Origin of the sequence: Aestuariibacter sp. GS-14 (assembly GCF_006494365.1) — a bacterium.
Lineage (GTDB): Bacteria > Pseudomonadota > Gammaproteobacteria > Enterobacterales > Alteromonadaceae > Alteromonas > Alteromonas mangrovi.
Window position 1 is genome coordinate 1 of the sequence record NZ_VHIP01000015.1, and the last position, 26,233, is coordinate 26,233.

General features: G+C 47.7%; 27 protein-coding genes. 16 read left to right on the plus strand and 11 right to left on the minus strand.

The window, feature by feature from the left end:
- Window positions 1-238: hypothetical protein (locus tag FJ444_RS21510; protein WP_219993916.1), on the plus strand; the 238-nt coding region annotated here is incomplete at its 5' end.
- A 225-nt stretch (window positions 239-463) separates the two neighbouring features.
- Here the strand turns inward: FJ444_RS21510 and FJ444_RS17975 are convergent.
- From FJ444_RS17975 to coaBC, 9 genes are all read right to left on the minus strand, one after another.
- Window positions 464-1,240, minus strand: coding sequence for a transporter substrate-binding domain-containing protein (locus FJ444_RS17975; RefSeq protein WP_140960670.1), 777 nt, complete (start codon window positions 1,238-1,240; stop codon window positions 464-466).
- A gap of 141 nt (window positions 1,241-1,381) precedes the next feature.
- On the minus strand, window positions 1,382-4,459 hold the full coding sequence (locus FJ444_RS17980) for an error-prone DNA polymerase (RefSeq protein WP_255439303.1): 3,078 nt from the start codon (window positions 4,457-4,459) through the stop codon (window positions 1,382-1,384).
- On the minus strand, window positions 4,443-5,888 hold the full coding sequence (locus FJ444_RS17985) for a DNA polymerase Y family protein (protein WP_140960674.1): 1,446 nt from the start codon (window positions 5,886-5,888) through the stop codon (window positions 4,443-4,445). The genes FJ444_RS17980 and FJ444_RS17985 overlap by 17 nt, the downstream gene beginning before the upstream one ends.
- The gene (locus FJ444_RS17990; protein WP_140960676.1) at window positions 5,863-6,555 is read right to left on the minus strand and encodes a hypothetical protein; all 693 of its coding nucleotides are present in this window, start codon (window positions 6,553-6,555) and stop codon (window positions 5,863-5,865) included. The genes FJ444_RS17985 and FJ444_RS17990 overlap by 26 nt, the downstream gene beginning before the upstream one ends.
- 91 nt (window positions 6,556-6,646) lie before the next feature.
- Window positions 6,647-7,135: a hypothetical protein gene (locus FJ444_RS17995; protein WP_140960678.1), complete on the minus strand. Its 489-nt coding sequence runs from the start codon at window positions 7,133-7,135 to the stop codon at window positions 6,647-6,649.
- A 36-nt stretch (window positions 7,136-7,171) separates the two neighbouring features.
- A complete protein-coding gene (locus FJ444_RS18000; RefSeq protein ID WP_140960680.1) occupies window positions 7,172-7,498 on the minus strand; it encodes a DUF1820 family protein in 327 nt (108 codons plus the stop codon).
- Between the two features lie 121 nt (window positions 7,499-7,619).
- Window positions 7,620-8,192, minus strand: a complete 573-nt coding sequence (locus FJ444_RS18005; protein ID WP_140960682.1) for a TetR/AcrR family transcriptional regulator — start codon at window positions 8,190-8,192, stop codon at window positions 7,620-7,622.
- Window positions 8,193-8,284: 92 nt separating this feature from the next.
- Complete coding sequence (gene slmA, locus FJ444_RS18010; RefSeq protein WP_140960684.1) at window positions 8,285-8,875, minus strand: nucleoid occlusion factor SlmA; 591 nt, start codon at window positions 8,873-8,875, stop codon at window positions 8,285-8,287.
- Between the two features lie 66 nt (window positions 8,876-8,941).
- Window positions 8,942-10,147, minus strand: coding sequence for a bifunctional phosphopantothenoylcysteine decarboxylase/phosphopantothenate--cysteine ligase CoaBC (gene coaBC, locus FJ444_RS18015; RefSeq protein WP_140960686.1), 1,206 nt, complete (start codon window positions 10,145-10,147; stop codon window positions 8,942-8,944).
- A 192-nt stretch (window positions 10,148-10,339) separates the two neighbouring features.
- Here coaBC and radC point away from each other — a divergent pair, with 192 nt between their 5' ends.
- From radC to mutM, 9 genes are all read left to right on the plus strand, one after another.
- Complete coding sequence (radC, locus tag FJ444_RS18020) at window positions 10,340-11,014, plus strand: DNA repair protein RadC (RefSeq protein ID WP_140960688.1); 675 nt, start codon at window positions 10,340-10,342, stop codon at window positions 11,012-11,014.
- A gap of 171 nt (window positions 11,015-11,185) precedes the next feature.
- A complete protein-coding gene (locus FJ444_RS21435) occupies window positions 11,186-11,599 on the plus strand; it encodes a hypothetical protein (RefSeq protein WP_181405219.1) in 414 nt (137 codons plus the stop codon).
- An 88-nt stretch (window positions 11,600-11,687) separates the two neighbouring features.
- Window positions 11,688-12,389 (plus strand): YjbF family lipoprotein, encoded by a 702-nt coding sequence (locus tag FJ444_RS18030; RefSeq protein WP_140960692.1) that lies wholly within the window; start codon window positions 11,688-11,690, stop codon window positions 12,387-12,389.
- Entirely contained in the window at window positions 12,382-13,113 is a 732-nt protein-coding gene (locus FJ444_RS18035) for a capsule biosynthesis GfcC family protein (RefSeq protein WP_140960693.1), read from the plus strand. The genes FJ444_RS18030 and FJ444_RS18035 overlap by 8 nt, the downstream gene beginning before the upstream one ends.
- A gap of 3 nt (window positions 13,114-13,116) precedes the next feature.
- Window positions 13,117-15,222, plus strand: coding sequence for a YjbH domain-containing protein (locus FJ444_RS18040; RefSeq protein WP_304539689.1), 2,106 nt, complete (start codon window positions 13,117-13,119; stop codon window positions 15,220-15,222).
- Between the two features lie 186 nt (window positions 15,223-15,408).
- Window positions 15,409-15,645 (plus strand): 50S ribosomal protein L28, encoded by a 237-nt coding sequence (rpmB, locus tag FJ444_RS18045; RefSeq protein WP_140960695.1) that lies wholly within the window; start codon window positions 15,409-15,411, stop codon window positions 15,643-15,645.
- Window positions 15,646-15,657: 12 nt separating this feature from the next.
- Window positions 15,658-15,813 (plus strand): 50S ribosomal protein L33, encoded by a 156-nt coding sequence (gene rpmG / locus FJ444_RS18050; protein ID WP_012516577.1) that lies wholly within the window; start codon window positions 15,658-15,660, stop codon window positions 15,811-15,813.
- 83 nt (window positions 15,814-15,896) lie between these two features.
- Window positions 15,897-16,373 carry a hypothetical protein gene (locus FJ444_RS18055; protein WP_140960697.1) on the plus strand — a complete coding sequence of 159 codons (477 nt, stop codon included), beginning with the start codon at window positions 15,897-15,899 and terminating at the stop codon, window positions 16,371-16,373.
- Window positions 16,373-17,188, plus strand: a complete 816-nt coding sequence (gene mutM, locus FJ444_RS18060; RefSeq protein WP_140960699.1) for a bifunctional DNA-formamidopyrimidine glycosylase/DNA-(apurinic or apyrimidinic site) lyase — start codon at window positions 16,373-16,375, stop codon at window positions 17,186-17,188. The genes FJ444_RS18055 and mutM overlap by 1 nt, the downstream gene beginning before the upstream one ends.
- A gap of 6 nt (window positions 17,189-17,194) precedes the next feature.
- On the opposite strand, the gene coaD is transcribed toward mutM, so the two are convergent.
- Complete coding sequence (gene coaD / locus FJ444_RS18065; RefSeq protein ID WP_140960700.1) at window positions 17,195-17,680, minus strand: pantetheine-phosphate adenylyltransferase; 486 nt, start codon at window positions 17,678-17,680, stop codon at window positions 17,195-17,197.
- A gap of 54 nt (window positions 17,681-17,734) precedes the next feature.
- Window positions 17,735-18,472, minus strand: a complete 738-nt coding sequence (locus FJ444_RS18070) for a 3-deoxy-D-manno-octulosonic acid kinase (protein ID WP_140960702.1) — start codon at window positions 18,470-18,472, stop codon at window positions 17,735-17,737.
- Between the two features lie 87 nt (window positions 18,473-18,559).
- Between FJ444_RS18070 and FJ444_RS18075 the strand changes: the two genes are divergently transcribed.
- The 6 genes from FJ444_RS18075 (at window position 18,560) to tdh (ending at window position 26,231) form a co-directional block, all read left to right on the plus strand.
- Window positions 18,560-19,618: a glycosyltransferase family 9 protein gene (locus tag FJ444_RS18075; protein ID WP_255439307.1), complete on the plus strand. Its 1,059-nt coding sequence runs from the start codon at window positions 18,560-18,562 to the stop codon at window positions 19,616-19,618.
- Between the two features lie 146 nt (window positions 19,619-19,764).
- Window positions 19,765-20,199 (plus strand): hypothetical protein, encoded by a 435-nt coding sequence (locus FJ444_RS18080; RefSeq protein ID WP_140960704.1) that lies wholly within the window; start codon window positions 19,765-19,767, stop codon window positions 20,197-20,199.
- Window positions 20,199-21,386 (plus strand): hypothetical protein, encoded by a 1,188-nt coding sequence (locus tag FJ444_RS18085; RefSeq protein ID WP_140960706.1) that lies wholly within the window; start codon window positions 20,199-20,201, stop codon window positions 21,384-21,386. Before FJ444_RS18080 ends, FJ444_RS18085 begins: the two co-directional genes overlap by 1 nt.
- 2 nt (window positions 21,387-21,388) lie before the next feature.
- Window positions 21,389-23,839 carry an EAL domain-containing protein gene (locus FJ444_RS18090; RefSeq protein ID WP_140960708.1) on the plus strand — a complete coding sequence of 817 codons (2,451 nt, stop codon included), beginning with the start codon at window positions 21,389-21,391 and terminating at the stop codon, window positions 23,837-23,839.
- 173 nt (window positions 23,840-24,012) lie between these two features.
- Window positions 24,013-25,209 carry a glycine C-acetyltransferase gene (locus FJ444_RS18095; protein WP_140960710.1) on the plus strand — a complete coding sequence of 399 codons (1,197 nt, stop codon included), beginning with the start codon at window positions 24,013-24,015 and terminating at the stop codon, window positions 25,207-25,209.
- A complete protein-coding gene (gene tdh, locus FJ444_RS18100; protein WP_140960712.1) occupies window positions 25,206-26,231 on the plus strand; it encodes an L-threonine 3-dehydrogenase in 1,026 nt (341 codons plus the stop codon). The genes FJ444_RS18095 and tdh overlap by 4 nt, the downstream gene beginning before the upstream one ends.
- Window positions 26,232-26,233: the final 2 nt, after the last annotated feature.

The window sequence follows — 26,233 nt, forward strand, 5'->3', positions numbered from 1 at the left end:
CCATGTAACAGTAGAACACCGCCCGCGCCGGCTACGGGGCTCCCAATTAAAAGAAAGGCCCACTCGATTGAGTGGGCCTTTTTTGTTTCTGCCAGTCAACGGGCTTCCCGAAAAGTGCAAAGCAAAAGAATCGTCTTCACGCAAAGTGCAAAACCTCACACCTGTCTTCCCGGAAAGTGCGCAGCACTTGTCCGGGATCTCAGCCAATCCACATGTTGAAGCCAATCAACCTGTTTGAGTAGATCCCGGATCGAGGCCGGGATGAAAGATGTATCAGTAAACACACCCGTCTTCCCGGAAAGTGCGTAGCACTTGTCCGGGACCTCAGCCAAACTTAATATTGAAGCCAAACAACATGTTTGAGTAGATGCCGACACAACGCCGAGATTACCGTACGTTGAAATGAATCGAAATTAGATGATGTGGAAGTGTGTCAGAATCGACGAGGTGTAGTTGAATCCTGCTATTGTGCTAAGCCAGTTTTAAGTTCATTTAATACGGTAAGGGGATTGCTTAATCCATACTGTTTCTTCAGATTTGAAATCACTTTCGGATGCTCATTAATATACTTACTTATATCCGCTACAAGTTCGGGGTTGTTGAGAGTAGACAAGCAAAATTCTACCGTAGTCACGGGCAAATCCGGGTCTAAAATGAAACGGTCTATATCGTCCATAGTGTTCATTAAGTAGTTTGCGACAAAGTAATCCATATCAACTGCATCAGCACGATCGAGTTGTGCAAGATACAGTGCTGCTTTGTTGTCTGTTACCGATATTAGTGTGGTTTTGCCGTTGTCGATTCGATCTTGCCAATACAACGGAGAGAACCCCAGAACAATGGCCAATTTACGAATTCGGCTAATGCCCTGCCCATAACGCTCTTGTTTAACAAATGTTCCAACCAGGCTATCTGTTAATGGTGCACTGTAATACTTGGTGGCATTGTCGTTTACCGGATTCGTCCATGTAGGGTGGTCAGGATAAACAAGATCTACATTGCCCTTTTCCATTTCAACCTGGAGGCGCAAAACGGGCATTGCAACATATTCAAACTTAACACCTGTGTGCTCTGAATATGCTTCGAGTAGTGCCCAGGCAAAACCTTTGTCAGCATCTGCGCCAAATTCATAGTGTGGGAAGTAAGGGATATTCTGTGAGGCAACTACATAGGTCTCTGCAAATACATGCAAAGGTATAAGAGAAATGAGTACAAACAGAATGGAACGCAATGAACGCATACAAAACAACCTCAGTTTGATACCTTCAAACTTAGCAAGTATGCCAAAGAATACAAGTGTTAGATTGTATAATGCCTATTCACTTTAGTAATGGGTAAAAGAACAGTGTTTCTGAAATAGGAGAACAAACAACATTTTGGTCTAATGAAAATCCCTGGACTTGATCATGAGCTCATCAAACAGGTCATTTCTGTTAACCAGCTTACCAGCGATAACATGGCACACACCCTCTTTCGACCTCTCAAGAATGCCGTGAATTTCCAGAATGCGTGCTGTTAAAAAAGTCGCTTTTTGCGCTCTTGCAGAGTTTTGCCAAACAATTACATTAATATTGCCCGTATGATCCTCGATAGTAACAAAGGTTACACCGCCAGCTGTAGCAGGTGCTTGCCTGCCAATCACATTGCCTACTACCCTTACAGGTTTCTTGTGCCCAATGTTTATCAAATCCCGGGCAAAGGTAATACGTGACAATTTTCCAGCCTCTGCTAGCAGCGCAATGGGATGTTTATCAATAGACAGTTGTAATGACGCGTAGTCTTCAATCATATCTTCTGCTACCGACGGGGCTGCAAGCGAGTATGAATGAGTTTCGGCCGTGGTAAATAAAGGAAGTGACTGTTGAGTATCGGCCACTTTCCATCTGGCATCGTACCTATGTGCAGAAATCGTCGAAAGGGCGTTTGCACTTGCAAGGGCGGCAATATCTGTTTGGCTTAGACCGCAATTGTGCAGCTGACTTAAATTGATGAAACCCGTTGGCGGCCGTGTATTAGCAATATGTTTTGCAGCTGTTTCGCTAAGCCCTTTTACTTGTCGCAACCCTAATCTAAGTTCCCCAGCCTTCGTAAGCGAATGATCATATTGGCTGTGATTAATACATACCGGTAAAACTGTAATTCCATGAGCCTGTGCATCTTTTACTAATTGCGCAGGGGAATAGAAGCCCATTGGCCAACTGTTGAGTAAGCCGGTATAAAACTCAGCTGGAAAATAAAACTTTAACCACGATGAAACATAAGCAAGTACTGCAAATGAGGCTGAATGCGATTCAGGAAAGCCATATTCACCGAACCCACAAATCTGGTCGAACAGCTGTTGTGCAAATGCGGCTGTATAACCTCGCTCTGTCATTCCATCAATGAGCTTGGATTTAAATTGATATAATTTACCCGTTTTTTTCCAGCTAGCCATAGCGCGGCGCAATTGATCTGCTTCCCCACCCGTAAAACCAGCAGCAACCATCGCCAGTTGAATAACCTGCTCCTGAAAAATTGGCACGCCCATGGTTCTGCTCAACACTGATTTAACTTCTTCAGAGGGGTAAGTAACCGGCATATCGCCATGACGACGTTGTAAATACGGGTGAACCATGTCTCCTTGGATTGGGCCAGGACGAACGATGGCAATTTGTACCACAAGATCATAATAGCAGCGGGGCTTCAACCGAGGAAGCATCGACATCTGGGCCCGTGACTCAATTTGAAATATGCCAACCGTGTCGGCTTTACAAATAGCGTCAAAGACTTGAGGATCATCACCGTACTTCGACACAAAAGGAATTGAAACAGGTAATTGGTAACGTTGTTCAATCAGCGCGAATATTTTCCTGATGGCAGTAAGCATGCCTAATGCCAGTACATCGACTTTAAGCAGGCCAAGCGACTCCAAATCGTCCTTGTCCCATTGAATAACAGTGCGGTCCGCCATTGCAGCATTCTCTACCGGAACCAGTTCGTACAAAGGTCCTGCGGAAATAACGAATCCGCCCACATGCTGTGAAAGGTGTCGAGGGAAACCCAGCAGCGACTCTGTAATGCTAAATAAATGGGTAATGGCCTTACTATTCCGATCAAGACCTAACGACGCGAGTTGCGCTTTCCAACCAACAGTACTGTCGCGCAGGTTGATTTGTTTTAGCCAGAAACTCAATTGTGCTTCTTCAAATCCTAATACCTTTCCCACTTCCCTGAATGCACTTTTAAAGCGGAATGTAATCACGGTAGCGGCAAGGGCTGTGCGCTCACGGCCGTATTTTTTATAAATGTACTGAATGATTTCCTCCCGGCGTTCATGTTCAAAATCCACATCAATATCCGGTGGTTCATTGCGCTCTTTAGAAATAAACCGTTCAAAAAGTACGTTAATTTGCCGGGGATCAACGGCGGTAATTTCCAGGCAATAGCACACAATAGAATTTGCCGCTGAGCCTCTTCCCTGATACAAAATTTGCTGAGACTGTGCATACTGAACAATGTCGTAAATAGTGAGGAAGAAGTACTCGTAGCCCTCCGAATGTATGAGTGCGAGCTCCTTTTCGATGGTGGCGCGAATACTGTTGGATACCCCTTCAGGAAATCGCTTTACAATGCCTTGTTCAACGCAATGTCGAAGATAAGTGGTTGCGCTAAACCCTTCAGGTACTAACTCACTGGGATACTGATATTTCAGTTCTCCGAGCGAGAAAACGCATTGCTTTGTCAGGCTTGAGCTTTCGGCAATCCATCCCCGGGGGTACAAACGGGTGAGAGAAGTAAGCGGTTTTAAACTTCGTTCGTGATTTCTGAGTGCCTCAAAGCCCAATTCTTCAACGGTTTTCCCCGTTCGAATAGCGTGTAAAACGTGTTGGAGTGGTTGCCTGTCGGGATGATGGCAAACCGCCTGCTGAGTAGCAATTATCGGAAACTGAAATTGTTGACTCAGCCTGGTTACGTTAGCAAAGAGCAGAGAATCTGAGCCGTCTAGTAATCGGGAAGCACCAATCCAACAACGACCCAGATGATGTTTTGCTAGCCACTGACCCCAATGTTCATCCTGATCGCTTCCTGTGGGAAGCCAGATAATAAAGCAGTCGCGAACTGATTTTATATCCCATTCGGCCAGCGAATATTGCCCTTTTGGCGAACGGCGTCGGGCATTGGTGATGATGCGACACAACTCGCTGTAGGCTCGTTTGTTAGGGCACAACAATGCAAACCGAAAAGCAGGGGAAAAGTTAAACAAGCTCCCAACAACAAGTTTTACCGGTAAGTTGCTGGATTTGATCTCCTGCCATGCTCTTACCACGCCAGCCACAGAGCATTCGTCGGTAATGGCAATGGCCTCGTAGCCATAAAATGACGCGGTATTTACCAGCTCCTCCGGGTGAGAGGCGCCCTCTAAAAAGGAAAAATTACTCTGACAAACTAATTCGGAAAACATGTCAGCTAAAATATCCATGTACAAACCACTGAGAATCATGGTCTCTGAATACCCAAAGTCGCTGACCTTTCGCATTGGTGGCAATAAAATAATCACGCTTTACAGGATAGTTATCCCACCAACCCGTTTGTAAACGTTCTGGCCCGTATATGATCCGTGTTGAATCAGTTAACGGCCGGGGAGGTGAAATTAACCAGCAGGGTTGCTGACCTTGTGGAATAACAGCCTTGGAGTTTTCCTCTTTGTCTTTCGAAAAGGGTACCTGAAGATCCGCGCGGTGGTCGGCGCGAACCTTTGGGCGCTGAACGGCATTCTGCCCCAGTTTTGCCAGTAAGGCGCCCATCAGCATATTCTCAGCATGCTTGCTAAATCGCTCGGCAAACAGGTGATCGCTAGTGGCGTGAAATACAACTGTGTTGTCGCAGCAAAGCTGAAACCCCCGTAAAGGCGAAGTGAGTTCTATCTGCTCCAGTTTTAAAGAGAGCAAGCTTAACCAATCCTGAGCGTTGTGAAGGGGCGCACCCGAACGGATATTAATCTGTTGCTGAGGAGAATCGGCCAAATGCAACATTAACACGAGTGAGTCTGTGGTGAGGTTATGGCTTTTAAGGAATGCACAGCATTGCTCTACGGGGTGAGTTAAAAAACGGAGCAACCTGGTACTGTCTTCTAATTCAAAAGGCAATTCACACTGATACTGAAATCGCTGTGAGGGATGGAAAACGGGCCGTGGAGTGTGCTTGTTTCCTTTCAGTGCCAGCACATAACTAATTAAAGTATTGTCGAAACGCTTGCCTAATTCTTCCAATGGTATCTGAAATACGGCATGTAAGCTGCGGATCCCCATACGGTTAAACTGGGTGATGTGTTTTTCTGACAGCGCAGTTACGGCCAAACTGGCCGATTGTAATGCGCAAATCGCCTGAGCGTTTGTTTCATATATTGTATCTACTTTACCCTTTGCCAGCGCCTGTGCGGTTTCTACAGTTGGGCCAGTGGCAAAGTGATATCGCAATCCAGTTTGTTGAAGCGTGTGATGAAACAACGCCACGAAATTTCCCACAGACTGGTAATAATGAATGATAGGGTCCAGTTTAATGGCTAATCCCTGAGGCGCTAATAACACAATGTCTGATGCGATCTGGTAAAGTTGACTGGCTAACAGTGTGAGTAACCGGTTTTCAGACTCAAATGAATACGGTAAAAGCTGAATGCTGCTTTGCAGAGCACTTGCCTGAGCCAGGCCCATGCCTCGTTGAATGCCTGCACTGGCAGCTGTGCCAGATACTTGTAATATCTCATTGTTAACAGGGCAGAAAACAACCAGCGCTGCGTGCTTATCTTCAGCAAGCTCATGAATAAAGTGATCGAGCTGCAAAAAGGGAAAGTCAACATAAAGCCATTGCATAATCGCGTACTGCCTAACTGGCGGTGAGACTGGTTTCATGCAGGGTACTTGTTTGGAGCATGGCTGATTGAATAGCTTCATTGCTGGCAGGCAAGGGATTGCTAAGCCTGATGCCTGCTTTGGGCCAGCTGCCAACTACCCGGTGTACGTCAATAAACCATTGCTCTCCCTGCAAATACAACTCGCAATCTATATTTACCGGCAAGGTAGCGAGTGAATGCCGGGTATAATCTACATTCAGTACCAAACACTGATATTGTTTGCTCAATACCTGCAACCGGCGTGCAGCTCGGACATCCAGCGTATCGAAACTATACACAATCAGACTGCAGGCCTGACTGCGAATACACTGTTCGCACGCCCACAATGCTTGTTGCGAGGTAGAGGGGGTGATCAGCCAACTGTGTTCGATTAGTTGTTGCCTGGCAAGCCATACCGGATTAATCCGATAGTACCCGTAGATCCAGAGTATTTTTTTTCCTTGATGAATAAGCGGGTTGAAGATGGCTTGCAATAACTGTAATTCGCCACTCCCTACACCACAGCGAATGCGCGACAAACCAGCACGGGGAATGCCTCCCGCAAGCGCACTATCCAGTGTTTCTATGCCGAGCGGAAGCCGCTCAATCCCTTGCTGAGAAGATGAGTTTGCGTTTCCCAGATAGATATCCGGGTGTTTGGTGAGAGATTGGATTGCGCTTTTCATAATTCAATTTACTGTATTTATATACAGTATTGTAGCGCAAAAAAATGCCTCTGCAAGAGGCATTCATGGTGTTCAGTTGTGGGTAAAATCCTTAATTGCTGGCTGCTTCCGTTTTTGTTACGGGAAAGCTCATGCCTTTACAGGCAATAATAAAACCTTCCAGCGTATTTTGACTCCAGGCCACTCGGATTTCACTGGGTTGCAGCTTTACTTTTTCCCGCACGGCTTCAATGGTTAAGTCGGAATCGTGTAACACAGAATTCAGCGCTTCTTCAACAGTCATGCCCTTGTCCATACAGAGTACAGCGATGGTGCTGATATTGTGAAAAACGAATTGGAATACTTCAAATGCACCCGTCTCAATCAGGCCGCGTTTGTGCGACGATTCAAGACGTTCTACCAAAAAAAGCTGAATTTGTTTAGCCAGAACAACCATACCGCTGGTTGAGTCATTGATGCGGCGATTACTGGCTTTTAAATTGGATTGCGATAACACTAGCGCTCTTTGCAGATTCTGCACGCGCATTACAAAATAAATGAGTAACAAAATCAGCGCAGCTATAAAAGCAAACATCACCATCGGTTTCTTAATCCTGTTTTATTGGTGTTTATATTGTCAGTCTTTCTTCGGTGTATAAATTGGACTGGGGAATGCAGTTACTTTATCAGATAGTTGGGTGATTTTGGCAGTCCCTTGTTTTTTTACTGTATCAATACGTAACACATTGTGCATTGGAATATAGGTACGAGTGACGTCAGCAAACTCATTCTTGAGTTTTTCATGAGACGGGTCAAGGACTAACTGAGTGTGGTTGTCCCAAACAAAATCGCCAATTTCCACAAAGCCAAACAATCCGCCCTGAGACAATTCCCTTACGTACAGCTCATAACGTTCACCGTTACTAACAAATTGAATACGATACAAAATTTGCTTATCGGTCATAACTTCTCGCTAATTACACAACAGATATACGTGGATGAAATGGATGTTGAACGTGGCAGCCAGGCTGCCAGCAGCGAATTATAACTATTTCTGACCGGCGTACCAGAGGAGGTCGATGTGATTATGCCGCCAGAATCGGGTTGATCAACGCGTGAGTCGCTATGTGCAGTTCTTCTTTGGATTCGGCCAGAATACTGTTAATGGCAAAGCCCTGAACAAAGCAGGTAAGCTGAAGTGCGATAGCCTCCACGTTAATCCCTGCTTTAACAGTTCCCTGGCGCTGAGCTTGTTCCAGGCAGCCAATAAACCCAAGCTGCAAGCGATCAAGGTAATGGCGGCCCATCGATCGAATAGTGTCATCGTCATGACCCAATTCCGTAACCATATTGATCAATAAACATCCGCGGCCAAACATGGCGGAAATATACGCGTCAAAAAAGGCTTCAACAGAGGCAATACCGTGATGGTTTTCTAACTGCGCAACAATGGGCGCCAGCTTATTTTCCTGATAGAACTTCAGGGTTTCGTACAGGAATTGCTGCTTACTGCCAAATTCCAGATAAAACCCTCTGCGGTTGAACTCGGTGCGCGCAATAATTTCTTCCATCACTGCACCGTGATAGCTGTGCTCAAGGAAAATATCAATGGCTTCACCCATGATAGTGTCTACATCATACAAAGACTGTCGTGGCATGCGCTCGCCCGGCTCAATAAAGAATAAACGTTCTAAAGGTAGTGCGAATTTTCAAAAATGCAAGCAGCGGTGCAACACACCGCTGTATCAAACTAAATGAAAAAAGACTGCTTAAAGCACGCCCAGTGCTCGTTGAAATGCTCGGTAGGTTTACGCTGAAAACCACTGCGAATAAACTGATTAATTCTGCCGTCGGTAAAGCAAATCATTGTGTTAGCAATTAAGGCTTCGTCGGCAGACAACTGCTTACCTTCACGCAAACGGCGTTCGCGCAGAATTTGCTTGAGTTGTGTTTCTAAACGTTCGAACAGCTTGGCAATCCGCAAGCGCAAGCGCTCTTGCTCACCCAATAGTGCATCGCCATTTAAAATTCGTGTAATGCCCGGATTCTTCTCAGCAAAACCCAAAATCAGATGCAGAATCAACTGACAACGCGCCGCGGAGTCTTTTTCTTCATTAATGATTTTGTTGATACGCGAAAACAGGGTTTCCTCAATAAATTCTATCAGGCCCTCAAACATTCTGGCTTTGCTGGGAAAGTGCCGATAAAGAGCCGCTTCTGACACGCCTACTTTTTCTGCCAGTTTGGCTGTGGTAATGCGTTCACCCGGATTGGTCTCGAGCATCCCGGCTAACGCCTGAAGAATTTGTGCTCTGCGATTGGTTTTTTTTGCGGCAGGCATAATGAGCGTGCTTCCTCCATTGTCGGCGTGCCTTTTGGCTTACCGAATAATGCGTTCAATATAAAGTTAACTGTTTTTTAATTGGTATCGTTCGTTAATCAGCTTCAATAATGCCAACGCCAATTCCGTTTTTGGCTGCGGCGGTAGTTCAATGCTGCCGTCTTTCCAAAATACCTGTAGCGCATTTGCGTCACTATTAAAGCCAAGTCCTGCCCGTGTAATATCATTGGCAGCAATCATATCCAGTTTTTTATCGGCCAGTTTCTTTTGAGCATAAGCTTCAACATTCTGGCTCTCTGCCGCAAACCCTACACAAAAGGGAGGATTAGGCAATCCGGCAACCGTTTTTAGGATATCAGGGTTTTTTACAAAAGTAAGTGTTAACGTATCGGCTTGCTTCTTTATTTTGTTGTCTGCAATATCCGACGCCCTGTAATCGGCAACAGCAGCGGTAGCAATAAAAATATCATGGGCAGACACATGTGCCATCACGGCTTCAAGCATTTGCTCAGCACTTTCAACATTAATGATGTTGGCGCCAGGCGGCGTTGCCAAATTAACCGGACCCGCAACCAGTGTTACCCGCGCGCCCAATGCAAGGGCTTGCCGGGCAATGGCAAAGCCCATTTTTCCAGAGCTGTGGTTTGAAATAAATCGCACCGGATCCAGGCTTTCCCGCGTTGGGCCTGCGGTGATGAGTATGGATTTCCCAGTCAGGGGCTGCTCCCGGCTAACAAAGGTTATCAGGCTTTCAACAATATCCTGTGGTTCCAGCATACGCCCTGGCCCAACATCGCCGCATGCCTGCTCCCCATCAGCGGGTCCTACCAATAACGCGCCATAGTGCTGAATGCGATTAAGATTGGCCTGAGTTGGCATGGCTTTCCACATTTGCTGGTTCATTGCGGGGGCAATAACAACCTGCGCGGTCGTTGCAAGAAACAGTGTAGTGAGCAAGTCGTCGGCAATACCATTTGCCAGTTTAGCAATGGTATTGGCGGTGGCCGGGGCAATCAGTAAGATGTCTGCCCATTTAGCCAGCTCGATATGGCCCATTGCAGCTTCGGCTGTTGGATCAAGTAAATCCGTACTCACCGGATTGCCGGATACCGCCTGTAACGACAGTTCACTCACAAAGTGTGTTGCTGACTGGGTTAACACCACTCTGACTTTTGCACCCTGAGCAGTGAGTTTTCTTACCAGATCCGGGGTTTTGTAAGCAGCAATCCCACCGGTAACACCCAATACAACATTTTTACCTGCTAACGACATATATATTCACCTGACTGAATAAACGCCGAAAGACTACCACGCACACACTTTTCTGTGTAGCGATAGATCAACAGCATGGTGCACTTTGCCAGAGTGTGCGCCAAAAATGTGCATAAAACCCGGCATAAGTGCAGTAGGCAGCAATTTATTGTCTGTTTAAGCTATCGACTTCTTAACTGGCAGGGACCATTCATGACATTACTGAAGTTGCCTGAACAAGCCCGGCCCCGGGAGAAGTTATTGGCACAAGGGGTGGCACAGCTTTCTGATATTGAATTGCTGGCAATTCTCATTCGCAGCGGCAATCAGGGGCTATCGGCACTGGATATTGCCCGTTGCCTTTTGCAGACATTTGGATCGCTACGGGGTGTAATGACCGCCTCAAAAGCGCATTTGTGTAAGGTAAATGGCATCGGCGAAACTAAATACTGTGAGTTTCAGGCGGCGCTGGAAGTCAATCGTCGTCAGCTGGCAGAGCCATTACACGAGCGTTCAATGTTTCACAGCGCCGACGACGCCAAGCTCTTTTTGCGCGCGCAGTTGCGCGATCTGAACCAGGAGGTATTTGCCATAATGATGCTCAATAGCCAGCACCATTTACTGGCGTTTCGAAAGATGTTCACCGGTACGATTAATGCGGCCGCGGTGTACCCAAGAGAACTGGTAAAGCAGGCCCTGACCGATAACGCCGCCGCGGTCATTCTGGTACATAATCACCCTTCTGGTAACCCCACTCCCAGTCAGGCAGACATTGCTCTCACTCGTGATGTAAAAAAAGCCATGGATTTAGTGGATATTCAGGTACTTGATCATTTTATTGTGGCAGACAATCAGGTAAGCTCACTGGCTCAGCAAGGATTGCTGTAGAAAATTTAGCCAGATTTTATTGTAAAACAGCTTTTTGGCATGAAACATGGATAGTTTTCAGACTCAGGGCAAGGACAATTAATGACTGATTAATTTTTCTTATCCTATAGTCATCTTGTGCTAAATGCACTAATATGCCTTACTGGCGGATATCCAAAGAAAGGACTAATCATGAAGAAAACATTACTTGCTACGTTGATAGGTGCGTCTACTATCCTGTCAGCTGGTACTTATGCCCAGGACGAAAGTGCTGGTGGTACGGGTGCCGCTGGTGCTGCGAGTGGTAGCGTAGTATCTGCTGCTATTGCAGCGGGTGCAATTGTAACCTCTCTGGCTGCATCAATCATCGCAAACAACAAAGGCAAATCTACAATCATCGGCGACGGCGACGGCGACGGTGATGGAGATGGCGACGGCGATGGTGACGGCGACGGAGATGGTGACGGCGATTGTAACGGCGACGACGAGTTGGTTGATGGCGTTTGTATCGGTACCACCGTAACAAACACAGTTACCGTATCTGGTACGCAAACAATCACTGTGCCTGTAACAGTTACCTATATCTACGCACCTGGCGAACAGTAAGCGTAAAAGGTTTTGAAAAAGCCGCCTTCTGGGCGGCTTTTTTATTGTGTACTATGGAACCTGTTTATTCTAAGGCTTAATTTGCAGCATGACCGTTAGATTATTTCGCAGCCTGGTGTGTATCGGCCTGGTTGCCACATTTCTTGCAAGTTGTTCCTCAACGCATCGCTTATATCTGGATTCATTGCGACTGGCATTTCGCTCCGGTCCGGAAAAGAGTCTGGCTGACATTCAACAAAGCAACATCGATTTATTGCAGCTGGAGCTGGGCAACAAAAATCCGGTTTTTCTGGCGCTGGCTTTCAAAGAAGACAACACATCGAAGTGGGTATCAGCTGATCACGCGGTGTTTGTATTTCATTACGATAAACTGGTTAGAACGTCCGGCTTCCCTAGCGATTTACTTCAAACCAGTAATCTCACAGAAAACCATCTTGCGCCAGCGTTGAAGCCCAGCAGTACATCCTGGCAATATACCCTGGACATTGCCAACCACGAATACGGGTTACCGGTGAATGCAACGCTTGAATCATCTGGCAGCGAAACCATGGAATTTTACGGGCACACATTCCACTTGCAGAAATGGGTTGAGACCCTGCAGGCAAAACCCTCCACGCCTTACTGGGATTCCTCGTATACCTGGGAGAATATTTACCTGGTGGAGCCTGAGTCTGGCTATGTGATTTATAGCGAACAACGCGCCTCGCCGTTCACCGACGAAATGGTGATCACTTATGTGAGTCGTATTGCCAGACACCTTAAAGCACAAGAGGAGCAAGTACATGAGTAAGTATTGTGTTGCTCTGATGTTGGTGTTGGCAATGGGTAACGGTGCAATTGCTGCACAATTATCATTTAATGCACAAAACACCATCATTACCTTTGATAACCCGGTAAAACTGGCTGACGTATTGGAAAAACTGCCCAACCCACATGCCGCTTATTGGGCGGGAGCCGGTATTTACGAGCTCGATAGCGCCCAGGCAGAAGCGCAGCGTGCACACGTGATGAGCCTGTTGGCAGCACTGATCCACGAGCAAACTGACGGCACGGAACGTCACATGTTGCTCAGCAATATGTACAGGGATATCAGCAATTGGCATTTAATGCGGCGATTGGATATAGATGTCGATTACGATCAGGCGCGGCTAAATTCAAAGCGCAATCCTGGCTTTGTGTCAGGTCGATATTACATTAAAGCGAAACCACAAGTAGCCAGTATCGACCTTATGGGTCAGTTACAAGAATCGGTTACGCTGGCCTTTGAAAATGCGTTTACGGTAAGTGATTACCTGGCAAGCGTTGAGTCTTCCGACTACGCCGACAATGATTATGTGTATGTTATTGAACCTAATGGCAAGCTGACAAAACAGGGGATCGCCTATTGGAATGACACACACTACAAGCCCATGCCGGGCAGTGTGATTTTTGTACCGCTTCAAACCGGTTTGTTCAGCAACGACATTGACCAGCTCAATGACCAGATTGCCAAACTGCTACAACACAGGATGTAACTCTTGACTGCATTAAACTTAAGACTTGCCGTTGCAACGGCATTAATGAGTGGTGTGGCGGTAGCAGATGAGATACCGGCCGCAGACAACCCGTACAGCGTTACGCCATCGCAGATGGTGCAAGGTGGCGTGGGATTATGGCAAACGCCAACGGCCAGAATGATGCCCGAAGGCGCGCTGTCGTTAAACTATACCGATAACAATGAGTACCGTTTCTGGTCGGTGAGCCTGCAGCTTTTCCCCTGGATGGAAGCCACGGCGCGCTATACCGATACCCGCACACGCTTATACAGTAACGTAGACAGCTTTAGCGGCGATCAAACCCTGAAAGACAAAGGGTTGGATGTGAAATTCCGCCTGTGGGAAGAAAGCTATTACTTGCCTGATATTTCGATTGGCTTCAGAGACTTTGGCGGAACGGGTTTCTTCGACAGCGAATTTGTGAACATGAGCAAGTCGGTAGGGCCATTTGATTTCCACGCAGGTTTAGGCTGGGGATACATGGGTACCCACGACGACCTCACAAGCCCCTTCTGTAAACTGCGTGAAAGCTATTGTGAGCGGCCAACGGGGTTTTCTGGTCGGGGTGGTAAGGTTGACTATCAAAACTTCTTTAAAGGTCCTATGGCGTTCTTTGGTGGGGTTGAATACCGCACGCCGGTAGACGGGCTTACCTTGAAGGCAGAATACGAAGGCAACAACTACGTTGACGACCGCGCCGGTGAACTACCCCAGGATACGCGCTGGAACATTGGCGCCTTGTATCGCTGGAAAGGCTTTGATTTCTCGCTGAACTATCAACGCGGCAACACCGTCGGGTTTGGGGTGAGTTATCGATTGAATATGCACACCATGAAGCAGCAAAAAGTTGATCGTCCACCTATGGATATTACCAACCGTACGCCTGCTGCCGATGTGGAATCCATTAACAAGCAACGCCTGGTCAGAAATTTAGTGTTCAGGGGCGGGTTTGTTCCAAACGACATGGACATCGAAGCAACCAGCGCAACGATTTACGGTGTGCAAACCTCTTATCGCGACAACGAAGAGGCCACTGAGCGGGTGGGGCGTATTCTGGCGGCGGAATTGCCCGATTCCATTAAGGAATACCATATTGTAGAGCACGCAGGTAACCATCTCATGGTGGATACCGTAATCGATGCCGACAAGTTTAAGCAGCATGCCAGATATGAAGTGCCGGAAACGGACCTGCCGTCCACCTACCACAGACAGTCTCCTGACGACAAGGCGCGGGCTAATTTCACACCCAAAACCGAGTCAGGACTATTGTACGGGGCGGAATTCTTCTGGACCCAGTCTATTGGTAACCCGGAAGCATTTTACATGTACCAGGCAGGCTTGATGTTCACCGGCGGCTATCAGTTTAACCGCAATTTTGGCGTGTATGGCACGGTGAGCGCCACTGTGCTGGAGAACTTCGATAAGTTTAACTTTAAGGTAGATAACGAAGACTCAGCATTACCCCGCGTACGTACCCAAACCCGCGAATACGTTACTAATGGAGTGTTGTCGATGAACTCGCTGTATGGCGCGTGGTACGACACTTACGGCGAAGACTGGTATTACGCTGGCTATGGCGGTTACCTTGAAACCATGTATGCCGGTGTGGGTGCCGAGGTGATGTATCGGCCACTCGACAGTCGCTGGGCATTTGGGATTGATGCAAACTACGTACAGCAACGCGACTTTGAAAATGAATATGGATTACTGGATTATAAAGCCTTTACCGGTTTTGCCAGTGCCTACTGGCAGCCGGAAGTGCTGCCCGATGCGCGCATTCGTGTGAGCGTTGGACAGTTCCTGGCTCGCGACAAAGGGGTCAACATTGAATTTGCCAAGCGCTTCGACAGCGGCGTAGTGGTAGGGGCGTTTGCGTCTATCACCAATGTGTCGGCTGAAGAATATGGCGAAGGCAGTTTTACCAAAGGGTTCTTTATTTCTGTGCCCTTTGATTTATTTGTGTTAAAACCAGCAACCGGACGCGGAACATTCCCGTGGATCCCCATCGCGCGCGATGGTGGACAAATGCTGAATCGCCCGGTTAACCTGATTAGCACTACAGAAAAACGGTCGCCCTTTTTTGACTGATACCAGCCGCAAACGCAGGCCATGATCGGGTTTGCGCGACTTTTTTCGCTTTATGAGTTGAATTTGTCGCGCATTTGCTGTATAAAATGCGCCCTCTTTATTAAGGTTATATCGTCATTTGCGTCGCCATAAAAATATGAGCGAAAACAACTGACGCGACAAAATTCGTTGTTCTGGAGACAAATAATGTCAAGAGTATGTCAAGTAACAGGTAAGCGTCCTGCGGTAGGTAACAACCGCTCACACGCTCGCAATGCGACTCGTCGTCGTTTTTTACCTAACCTTCAAACTCACCGTTTTTGGGTTGAAAGCGAAAACCGTTTTGTGAAATTACGCCTTACTCCAAAAGGTATGCGTATTATCGATAAAAAAGGCATTGATTCTGTATTAGCAGACATCCGTGCCCGTGGTGAAAAGATCTAAGGAAGCCAAATCATGCGTGATAAAATTAAATTAGTTTCTTCAGCTGGTACTGGTTTCTTCTACACCACTGACAAAAACAAGCGTAACATGCCGGGCAAAATGGAAATCAAAAAGTATGATCCAGTTGTTCGTAAGCACGTTATGTTTAAAGAGGCCAAAATCAAGTAACAAAACTTGCTTTTGTCTCCACGAAAACCCGGCCCGCGCCGGGTTTTTTGCGTGATAAAAATTCAAATTAACAGGTAGTCAACATGGCCCGAATGTCTAAACGTGGATTTAACAACGTGGTGATTTTTGCCATGCTGGGCATGATATTCCTGTTTAATCTGAACAGCTTTTTACCTTCTGCGCCTGTTCCTACTGCTGTGCCGCTACTTCCCGCAGACAGCTATGTGTTGAAAATCGAACAGGGCAACTACAAACTTGAGCGCGTTGGACAGCAATGGCGCTGGAGCGGTGTAAGGCAATCTCTTGCCAGTACCCCTGAACAACATATTGACGTGTGGCGAAGCGCCACCATGGAAATCACACAACCTCCGCGAACCGTGTTACAAACCGAGCCATTGATCACTGTGGTCTGGTTGGCCGGTGCATCGCAGGGTTTGGTATACGCAATTGTGCCTACTTCCCAAAAGGTCTGGATCCAGTTTAATGGCGACTGGTATGTGCTTAATCAGGTGTCGGTGAATGCACTGTTACCCTGGTTAGGTGATTCGGAGGAAATGTAATGCCCGAATTACCCGAGGTCGAAGTATCCCGAATGGGCATTGCCCCGCATTTAGAAGGGCAAACCATCAGCCAGGTAATTGTTCGTGATGCGAGGTTGCGCTGGCCGGTCCCTGACACTATTCAGAATGCCGTTGGCAATGACGTTATCTCAGTTGAACGACGGGCAAAATACTTACTGATCCGGCTGTCCAACCAGGCTGTGATTGTGCTGCACCTGGGGATGTCGGGAAAGCTACGCGTATTGCCTTCTGCCACACCACCCGTGAAGCACGATCACATTGATATTGTGCTGAACAATGGCGTGTGTTTGCGCCTGAACGATCCGCGCAGGTTTGGTGCTTGTTTGTATCAGGAGCCACATGAGCCGCCAGGTAAGCTATTTGCTAACCTTGGACCCGAACCACTCACTGACGAATTTGACGCCAAGCGCCTAATCACCCTGGCAAAAGGCAAGCAGGTTGCGATAAAGAACTTCATCATGGATAACGCTGTGGTGGTAGGGGTGGGAAACATCTACGCCAACGAAGCCTTGTTTATGTCGCGCATCGATCCACGACGCAAAGCCGGTAACGTAAGTGCAAAACGCTACACAGTGCTAACCGAATCTATCAAGATAGTATTGGCAAAAGCCATTGAGCAGGGTGGCACTACACTCAAAGACTTCACGCAAAGCGACGGTAAGCCGGGGTACTTTGCACAATCTTTGAATGTGTATGGGCGAACGGGTGACCCCTGCTTTATTTGCGAAACGCCCATCAAAAGTGTGGTGATAGGGCAACGCAACACATTTTATTGCCCAAACTGTCAGTCTTAGCGAACGTTAGCGCTTGTGAAGCTTTTTCTCCAGCGCTGCTTTTACTGCCGGGTCGCAAAACTGGCCAACGTCGCCGTGGTGAAGTGCCACTTCTTTCACCAGCGTAGACGAAATAAATGAGTTTTCTTCGGCCGGGGTTAAAAACACGCTTTCCAGATCAGGATTCAAGCGACGATTCATGTTCGCCAACTGAAACTCATATTCAAAGTCGGCTACTGCGCGCAATCCCCGAATCAAAATGGTTGCCTGCTGCTGACGAGCAAATTCTGCCAGCAAACCACTGAATCCAATCACAGTTACGTTCGCTAAATCCTTTGTCACTTGCGTGATCAGGCTCACCCGCTCTTCCAGCGTAAATAACGGCTGTTTACTGGGATTGGCCGCAATACCCACGATCACTTCGTCAAACATTCGCGCGGCACGCTCAATCAGGTCGGCATGGCCGTTGGTAATGGGATCAAAGGTTCCAGGGTAAATAGCTCGGGTTTGCATAGTAATTACCAAAAAAGTGGATAGGGTAAAGGACTGACACTAACGGGTATTGAGCTAACTTGCAATTGGCTGCAAATAGCCCGCAGTGAGTGCCTGCCAGTTGTCGTCATTGAAATAATAGTGTTGCTGCGCTCGCGATTGTTCCTTTAGCAGAGAGCGCTGTAAACGGTCCAGATTACCGGGCTTCCAATCGCCGCCCTTTTTTAAACCGCATTTATCAAAGTCGATGAGCCAAAGTTTGTCGTGCTGATCAATCAGTATATTGTGGATATTCAGGTCATGGTGGTAAACCTGCTTATCGTGCATGCGCCTGATCACGTGGCCAATATTCTGCCATACCTGATTATCAAGAGGTGCACCAAGCAAACGCTGGTGAACTTCCTGACAGTGGGGGATTTGCTCCATCAGTATCGAAGCCTCATAGGCCAGCCCAAATCGACTCACCCGGCCAGCCAGCCCCATGGGGACCGGTAAACCAGCCTCACGCATAAAGTGCAGTAGTTGTAATTCGCGAAAGGGTCGTGAAGACTCCAACGTGGTAAACATAAACCGGCGCTGGGAAAAATGCCGGATTAACCCGCCCCTGCAATAGGTGCGAAGTACCATGGGCGCTGGTTGATCAATCATCACAGCGTCGCCACGGCCACTGCCCGGGACGCTATGTGTGCGCTGAGTCCAGTAAGCGGTGAATAACCAGTCCGGCGCGGGAGGCGAAATCCCCATCTCTTCACATGCCTGCAGGTTGTAAAGCACAATGTTGCGGCCATGTCGTGTTGGTACAAGATCAATCAAACGTGTTTTTCTCAGACATTAGACTTGTTTCTTGCTCTTGATTGTAATCAAATTACGGCGGTTTATCAGTGAAATGTGGAAGTTTATTTGTCTACCCTCAGTAAAATTACCGTTCCTCAAAATGGGTCGTTATGCCTGTTGCGGCTCTCTGCCATTGGTGATGTCTGCCACGCCGCTGCGATGGTGCATCGCATAAGAACACACCGTCCGGATATACGTATTACCTGGATCATCGGTAAGATTGAATACCAGCTTATGAAAGGCTTGGATGGCGTTGATTTTGTGGTATACGACAAGAAAACCGGCCACCAGGGTATGAAAGCCATTAAGGCGCAGTACAAAAACATGCATTTTGATGTGCTATGCGTTATGCAAATAGCACTGCGGGCTAACTTCTTGTCACGGGCGATCAGAGCCAGAGTACGGCTCGGCTTCGACAAAGCGCGCAGTAAAGAAGGGCACAGCTTGTTTATAAACAAGCGTATTGCGCCACAGCATCATCCGCATGTGCTGGAGGGGTTTATGGCCTTTGCCGATGCAATGGGTATACCGCCCGCTGAGCAATTGCAATGGGCATTGCCCTTGTCATCCGACGACCTAAAGGTGGGTGAGGGGCTTGCCGATACACTCGGAAGCTATGCCGTTATTTGTCCTGCGGCATCTAAAGCCGAGCGCAATTGGACTGCAGAAGGATACGCAAGTATATCAAAATGGCTGGTAAACCAGGGTCTTAAAGTATTATTGTGTGGTGGGCCTGCACCCTTGGACCGTCAAATTGGCGATGCCATTTTAGCTGCCGGTGGCCATGTTGAGCAGGACTTAATTGGAAAAACCACGCTTAAAGAACTTGCTGGCGTGCTGGCGAAGGCAAAAGTGGTTATTGCGCCAGATACCGGGCCGGCGCATATGGCAACAACGGTTGGCACACCTGTGGTTGGGCTATACGCACATTCAAACCCTGTGCGTACCGGACCTTACTTGAATCGGGACGATGTTGTATCTGTATACGCTACTTGTGTTGAAGAACAATTTGGCAAACCTTGGCAGGATTTACCATGGGGTACTCGTGCCAAAGGAAGCACTTTGATGGAAAAAATAACGCCTGAACAGGTTACACAGGTACTATCCCGGGTACTCAATCAATAGAATTTCACAGACTGTTGCTTTAATTATTGCTGTTCTTTTCTACACTTAGAGAAGGCTTTCTTTTGCAGTATGATGTTAAGTCCGCAAGGGGATGTACCAGGCTGAAACCGAAGTCTGTTTGTTAAGGAGCAACATTGCAAAGCGGAATGAGTCGAGCGCTGTTTTTAGTATTGTTCACATTGGTGTGTTGCCCTGTCAGGGCCACTGATACCGTGATCAATATACTGGCGAATGAGACGGTGAATACCGAAGCTCTGTCGCCGGCACAAGTGCGCTTAATTTTTGCTGGCAGAACCCAGTTTTGGCCAAATGGCGAACGGGTGAAAGTATTTGTGTTGCCCGCTTCCAACCCCACTCACACCGATTTTTGTCGCAGTGTTCTGCAAATCTATCCTTATCAGCTGGAAAGGATCTGGCAACGTATCACGTATTCCGGGCAGGGTGATGCACCTGTCATTGTTACATCAGTTGAAGATATGGTGGCAAAGGTTGCCGCCACTCCTGGATCCATTGGCTATGTCAATTTCAACGGGACTCCACCAGAAGGAACGTACTTATTACAGATTGGGGAGCGGGAATAATGCAAAAACTCGCAGTTAAAGGGTTTATTGCCTTTTTGGGGTTGTTCGTTGGTTGTGTGCAGGCCAATGATGATCTTTCCTGGCACGGCTTTATTGCGCAAGGAATAACACAGTCTCAGCACAGCGCTTATATCACTGACGACAACGCATTTACCTTCGAGTCTACCGAAGTTGGTATCAATGCCATCTATACTTTTAATTCAAACGTAAGCGTAGCCGGGCAATTGGTATATCTGGATGGCGGAAACCGCTATCGCCAGGGATCGCGAGTAGATTACCTGTTTTTAGACTGGCGGGTTGCTCAGTATTTCGACTGGCAAATGAACCTGCACCTCGGTCGTTATAAAAACCGTCATTGGTTGTATTCCGCCACGCAGGACGTTCCCCATACGCGCCCTTCCATTATTCTGCCGCAATCGGTGTATTACGATGGCAATCGGGATATGGCGCTGAGCAGTGATGGCATCGCTTTACAGAGCACCAAAGTGGGTGATTCTGGCAGTTGGGAAGTACGTTGGAGTCTGGGGCGCTCGCCACTGGCCAGGGAAGAAACAGAAAAGTTCTTAAGTCCTCTAGCGCAAGGGCGCGTAAAACAGGACATCGTTCATCAGTTTAGTACCTACTGGCAGCCAAACTTTTCTCAGTGGCAAATTGGTTTCAGCTTGCTTCAATCTGATTTTACGTACAAGCCGGCAGAGCAGGATATATTGCTTAATGGCAATTCTACTATTGAACGATTAACACTGGCGGTACGTTACGACAGTGAAAACTGGGAATTCAGCTCAGAACTGTTGCGCGATCGCTTGCGATACAGAGGCGACTTCACTCAAGGTGTTACGCTGGATATCGACAAAACCGGCGAAGGCGGCTATGCACAATTTCGTTATTTCCTTACCGACGCTATCACCGGATTAATGCGAATCGATAGCTACGACGTAGACAGAAAAGACCGTGATGGCAGGTTGCTCGATCTGAACCCGCTGGGACCGATTCCGCGCTACTACGGCTACATGGACACCGCTACGCTGGGTCTCAGCTGGGATTTTGCCCAGCAAATGCGGGTAAGTGCAGAGCTCTCCAGAACACGCGGTGCGGGCAGACTGGCAACGGTATTATTTCCTAGCTCACTCATTCAGGCCGATCCTTTCTGGAATACCTGGTCGGTGCAGTTTATGTACTGGTTCTGACCATGCGCCGATTATCCATTAGCTACAAGGTACTGTTCGTTATGCTGATCATGGTCAGCATAGTGTGTACGTTAGTGGTTGGCTTACTGCTGAAACAATCCTCCAGCCAGGAACACGAAATCAATCAATCGTTATTTGCCAGAGATGTTACCCGTTATCACCAGCTTCAGTCTTTACTCGGCGACAGGCTGTCGGTATGGGTAGAAAGCCTTAAGCACCAGGGCGAAGGGGAAACGTTAACCGAAGCACAGTTGCAGCTACAGTTACAACGTAGCAGTGACTTTTTGTTGCTGCAATGGGATGTATCCAGTGTATGGCTGATAAATGAGCTTGGTGAAGTAAATTTCAGTGAAGGTATGTTGCTACCCGATTCACTCAGGCCGATGGTGATGCAAACTCTGCAACAAGGGCGCCCTCAACAGGGTGTATATTGCGGCAATTTTTGCGAAATGGTGGTTAGCACGCCGATAATGTTAGCCGGTGGCAAAACCTATGCAGTAGTCATGACCACATCGTTACAGGAGTTACTTGCGCTGCTGAGCGAAGCCTCCCAGGCTGAGCTTGCTTTGGTGAGACAACCTGATACCGAAGTTGGCTATCAGTCCAGCCGGCTGTATCTCAATAGCACATTAAGCGACAAGCAATCGCTTATGATGCGAGGTGTGCTAAGAGATTTACCTAAGCAAACAACTATTAAACGACTGATTACCCGGGGCATCGAAGTAGTAAGTGGCAATAACGCCTATTACGCCATGTTATTGCCTTTGTTCAATAGCAACGCCAACGGGCATTATGTGATGTTTGTTCACGATATTGACGATCGCAAGCGCACCTTCAAAATTCAAAAGCTGATTATATTCTTAGGTGGACTGGGTTTGGTACTTACCTTTGTGGTGAGCATGTTTGTATTGTTACGCCGATACTCGCAAAAGCTTGAAGCGCTCTCTAACATGCTGCCATTATTGGCTAACAAGCGATTTGACGAATTTAAAGAGCAAAATAAGCGAAGCTTTTTTCGCAACCAGTGGTTTTCTGATGAACTGGATGTCTTGGGTAGCGCAGCCGAAGAACTGGCTGAAAAGCTGGAAACGTTGGATCAACAAGTAACAGTAAATACAGCAAAATTAGAAAAAATGGCTATGTTTGATAGCCTGACCGGTCTACCCAACCGTAACATGATGACCTTTCAAATTAATAAGTTGCTGGCGTCAGTTAATCGCGAAAAAGGGGGCATTGCACTGCTGTTTATTGACCTGGATAACTTCAAAAAGGTTAACGACAGCCACGGCCATCACTTTGGCGACGAGGTGGTAAAAGTAGCCAGTGAACGTTTGTCCAGAGCTCTACGTGAATCAGACCTTATCTCACGCTTCGGCGGCGACGAGTTCGTTATATTGCTGAATCATGTTGAAACCAACGAACAAGTGGAAAGTGTGGCAAAAAAACTCACGGCTGAATTCGTTGAACCCATGTGCATCGCTGAGCATACGTTTTATATTACTATCAGTATTGGTATTGCTTTCGTGCGGGATTCAAAGAGTAATGCGCTGGAAATGATGCGCCATGCCGACACGGCCATGTACGAAGCCAAATTACTCCGGGGATCCAGCTACCGGTTCTTCGACGCGAACATGAATAAGAAAGTCATGCGTCAGGTTGAGCTGGAGAGTGAAGCGCAGATAGCCATGAAAGAACAACAATTCTTCCTTGCACTGCAACCCCAAATATCACTTAAAACACTCAAGCTGGTGGGCTTCGAAGCATTACTAAGATGGCGTCATCCGCAGCGCGGACTGGTTTCACCTGGTGAGTTTCTGCCATTGCTGGAACATACGCCCATGATGGCAGAGTTGGATTTCTGGGTAATGGAACAAGCTATTATGTTGCTGTCGGAACTTCGAACACGGGGCTATCCGGGAGTGAAAATGGCGATTAACCTGTCGGCTGCGCAATTTGCTAACGAATCCCTGCAACCCTATCTTACAGAATTGATCGCCAAGTACTCGGTAGATGCCAGTTTAATTGAGCTGGAACTTACCGAAACTGTACTGGTAGCCGACATCGAGCGCGCCGTTCAGGTAATTCAGCAAATTCGTTCGCTGGGCTGCCAAATCGCTGTTGACGATTTTGGTACTGGCTATTCATCACTGACTTACCTGCGTTCGATCCCAAGCGACATCATTAAGATTGATCGTTCTTTTATAGCGGGCATGATGGAGGCGGGTACCGATCGCAATATCGTGGATTCAACCATTTCCATGGTGCGTAAAATGGGGTTAGAGGTGATTGCTGAAGGCATTGAAACCGCCGCCCAACTCAATCAGTTGCACAGTATGCAATGTCAGTATGGTCAGGGCTATTTTATTAGTAAGCCTATAGAACAACAGGTACTTTGGCAGGTGCTACAATCTCAGGTAATAAATGGGCGCTGGGTACTGCTTCACAACACCTGAGAACGTTTTTCTTTATAGTGGTTACTTGCAAGAAAGCGCAATGTTTACCTTTTGCGTGCTAAAAAGTTTACACCCTTCCCGTTTACGTAAAGGTCTGAAACGCGCTTCCGTAAGGCGTAAGTGCAGGCAGTTAGGTACAATAATCCGCATATTAAAACGAAGGGAGCCGCGCTATGTCAGCGTCATTCATTTCTCATATCGAAGCACAACTTGCCGCCACCAAAGAAGAAGGGCTGTACAAAGTTGAGCGTGTCATTTCATCGCAGCAGCAAGCCGATATTGAAACGCAGGACGGTTCGCACGTTATAAACTTCTGTGCGAATAATTACCTTGGTCTGGCTAACGATCCCGCACTTATCGAAGCGGCAAAAAATGGCCTGGACAGCCATGGTTTCGGTATGGCTTCCGTGCGTTTTATTTGTGGAACTCAAGACATTCATAAGGCGCTGGAAGCCAAAATAAGTCACTTCCTGGGCACTGAAGACACTATTTTGTATCCGTCTTGCTTCGATGCCAACGGCGGATTGTTTGAAACCATTTTAGGCCCGGAAGACGCGATAGTGTCTGATGCACTGAACCACGCCAGCATCATCGACGGCGTACGCCTTAGCAAAGCCAAGCGTTATCGCTATGCCAATAACGATATGGCGGCGCTGGAAGAACAGCTTATACAAGCCAGGGCTGATGGTGCGCGTTTTATTCTCATCGCTACCGATGGCGTATTTTCAATGGACGGCATTATTGCCAATCTGAAAGGCGTGTGTGATTTGGCCGACAAGTACGATGCCATGGTAATGGTAGACGACTGCCATGCAACCGGCTTTTTAGGCGATAACGGACGGGGTAGCCACGAATACTGCGACGTCATGGGTCGCGTAGACATTATCACCGGCACATTGGGTAAAGCCTTGGGCGGTGCGTCAGGCGGTTACACGTCCGGTAGCAAAGCGGTAATTGAATGGTTACGTCAGCGCTCACGTCCGTATTTGTTTTCCAACTCAGTTGCGCCACCGATTGTATCGGCGTCACTTAAAGTGTTCGACATGATGGCCGACGGTCATGCCCTGCGTGAACAGCTGTGGCGCAATGCAGCTCATTTCCGCTCGCGTATGGAAGCTGCGGGTTTTACCCTGGCGGGTAAAGATCACCCTATTATTCCAGTGATGCTCGGTGACGCTAAGCTGGCGAATGACATGGCAAACAAGCTGATGTCGAAAGGTGTGTATGTGATTGGTTTCTCGTTTCCGGTTGTACCGAAAGGGCAAGCGCGCATTCGTACGCAAATGTCGGCTGCACATACCATTGAGCATGTTGATAAAGCGGTCGACGCGTTTATTGAAGTGGGTCGTGAATTAGGGGTTATTGCATGAAGTCGCTGGTAAAAAGCCAATCCAAGCCTGGCATTTGGCTGGAAGATTCTGTCAAGCCAGAAGTCGGGCATAACGACTTATTAATTAAAATTCGCAAAACCGCCATTTGTGGCACCGACATGCACATTTACAACTGGGACGACTGGGCCCAGAAGACCATTCCGGTGCCCATGGTAGTAGGTCACGAATACGTGGGTGAAGTGGTTGATATGGGTCAGGAAGTGCAAGGCTTTAAAGTAGGCGACCGGGTATCAGGCGAAGGCCATATTACCTGCGGATACTGCCGAAACTGCCGTGCTGGTCGTCGTCACCTGTGTCGCAATACCCAGGGTGTAGGCGTCAATCGCGCGGGGGCGTTTGCCGAATATCTGGTTATTCCTGCATTTAACGCGTTTAAGATCCCGCACAATATCAGTGATGACCTGGCGTCTATTTTCGACCCATTCGGCAATGCGGTACATACGGCGCTGTCATTCGATTTAGTGGGCGAGGATGTATTGATCACCGGTGCTGGCCCTATCGGCATTATGGCTGCAGCAGTGGCCCGTCATGTAGGTGCGCGTCACGTTGTGATCACCGACGTCAACCCTTATCGACTGGCGCTGGCTGAGAAAATGGGCGTCACCCGTGCGGTTAACGTAGCCAATGAAAGTCTGAAAGACGTTATGAAACAACTGGGTATGACCGAAGGCTTTGACATTGGTTTGGAAATGTCAGGCGTGCCAGTGGCGTTCCGCGATATGCTGAACAACATGAACAATGGCGGCAAAATTGCCATGCTGGGAATCCCTCCCCAGGACGTAGCAATCGACTGGAATCAGGTGATATTTAAAGGTCTGGTGATCAAGGGGATCTACGGCCGTGAAATGTTTGAAACCTGGTATAAAATGGCCAGTCTTATCCAAAGCGGACTGGATATTTCGCCCATTATTACACATCAGTTTTCAATAGATGAATTCCAGCAGGGATTTGATACTATGGGCTCAGGACATTCAGGAAAAGTAATCCTTAACTGGCAGTAGCT

Coding starts and splice junctions, on each gene's coding strand:
- FJ444_RS17975 (WP_140960670.1), bottom strand. CDS start 1,240: ATGCGTTCATTGCGTTCCATTCTGTTTGTACTCATTTCTCTTATACCT.
- FJ444_RS17980 (WP_255439303.1), bottom strand. CDS start 4,459: ATGGATATTTTAGCTGACATGTTTTCCGAATTAGTTTGTCAGAGTAAT.
- FJ444_RS17985 (WP_140960674.1), bottom strand. CDS start 5,888: ATGAAACCAGTCTCACCGCCAGTTAGGCAGTACGCGATTATGCAATGG.
- FJ444_RS17990 (WP_140960676.1), bottom strand. CDS start 6,555: ATGAAAAGCGCAATCCAATCTCTCACCAAACACCCGGATATCTATCTG.
- FJ444_RS17995 (WP_140960678.1), bottom strand. CDS start 7,135: ATGGTGATGTTTGCTTTTATAGCTGCGCTGATTTTGTTACTCATTTAT.
- FJ444_RS18000 (WP_140960680.1), bottom strand. CDS start 7,498: ATGACCGATAAGCAAATTTTGTATCGTATTCAATTTGTTAGTAACGGT.
- FJ444_RS18005 (WP_140960682.1), bottom strand. CDS start 8,192: ATGCCACGACAGTCTTTGTATGATGTAGACACTATCATGGGTGAAGCC.
- slmA (WP_140960684.1), bottom strand. CDS start 8,875: ATGCCTGCCGCAAAAAAAACCAATCGCAGAGCACAAATTCTTCAGGCG.
- coaBC (WP_140960686.1), bottom strand. CDS start 10,147: ATGTCGTTAGCAGGTAAAAATGTTGTATTGGGTGTTACCGGTGGGATT.
- radC (WP_140960688.1), top strand. CDS start 10,340: ATGACATTACTGAAGTTGCCTGAACAAGCCCGGCCCCGGGAGAAGTTA.
- FJ444_RS21435 (WP_181405219.1), top strand. CDS start 11,186: ATGAAGAAAACATTACTTGCTACGTTGATAGGTGCGTCTACTATCCTG.
- FJ444_RS18030 (WP_140960692.1), top strand. CDS start 11,688: ATGACCGTTAGATTATTTCGCAGCCTGGTGTGTATCGGCCTGGTTGCC.
- FJ444_RS18035 (WP_140960693.1), top strand. CDS start 12,382: ATGAGTAAGTATTGTGTTGCTCTGATGTTGGTGTTGGCAATGGGTAAC.
- rpmB (WP_140960695.1), top strand. CDS start 15,409: ATGTCAAGAGTATGTCAAGTAACAGGTAAGCGTCCTGCGGTAGGTAAC.
- rpmG (WP_012516577.1), top strand. CDS start 15,658: ATGCGTGATAAAATTAAATTAGTTTCTTCAGCTGGTACTGGTTTCTTC.
- FJ444_RS18055 (WP_140960697.1), top strand. CDS start 15,897: ATGGCCCGAATGTCTAAACGTGGATTTAACAACGTGGTGATTTTTGCC.
- mutM (WP_140960699.1), top strand. CDS start 16,373: ATGCCCGAATTACCCGAGGTCGAAGTATCCCGAATGGGCATTGCCCCG.
- coaD (WP_140960700.1), bottom strand. CDS start 17,680: ATGCAAACCCGAGCTATTTACCCTGGAACCTTTGATCCCATTACCAAC.
- FJ444_RS18080 (WP_140960704.1), top strand. CDS start 19,765: ATGAGTCGAGCGCTGTTTTTAGTATTGTTCACATTGGTGTGTTGCCCT.
- FJ444_RS18085 (WP_140960706.1), top strand. CDS start 20,199: ATGCAAAAACTCGCAGTTAAAGGGTTTATTGCCTTTTTGGGGTTGTTC.
- FJ444_RS18090 (WP_140960708.1), top strand. CDS start 21,389: ATGCGCCGATTATCCATTAGCTACAAGGTACTGTTCGTTATGCTGATC.
- FJ444_RS18095 (WP_140960710.1), top strand. CDS start 24,013: ATGTCAGCGTCATTCATTTCTCATATCGAAGCACAACTTGCCGCCACC.
- tdh (WP_140960712.1), top strand. CDS start 25,206: ATGAAGTCGCTGGTAAAAAGCCAATCCAAGCCTGGCATTTGGCTGGAA.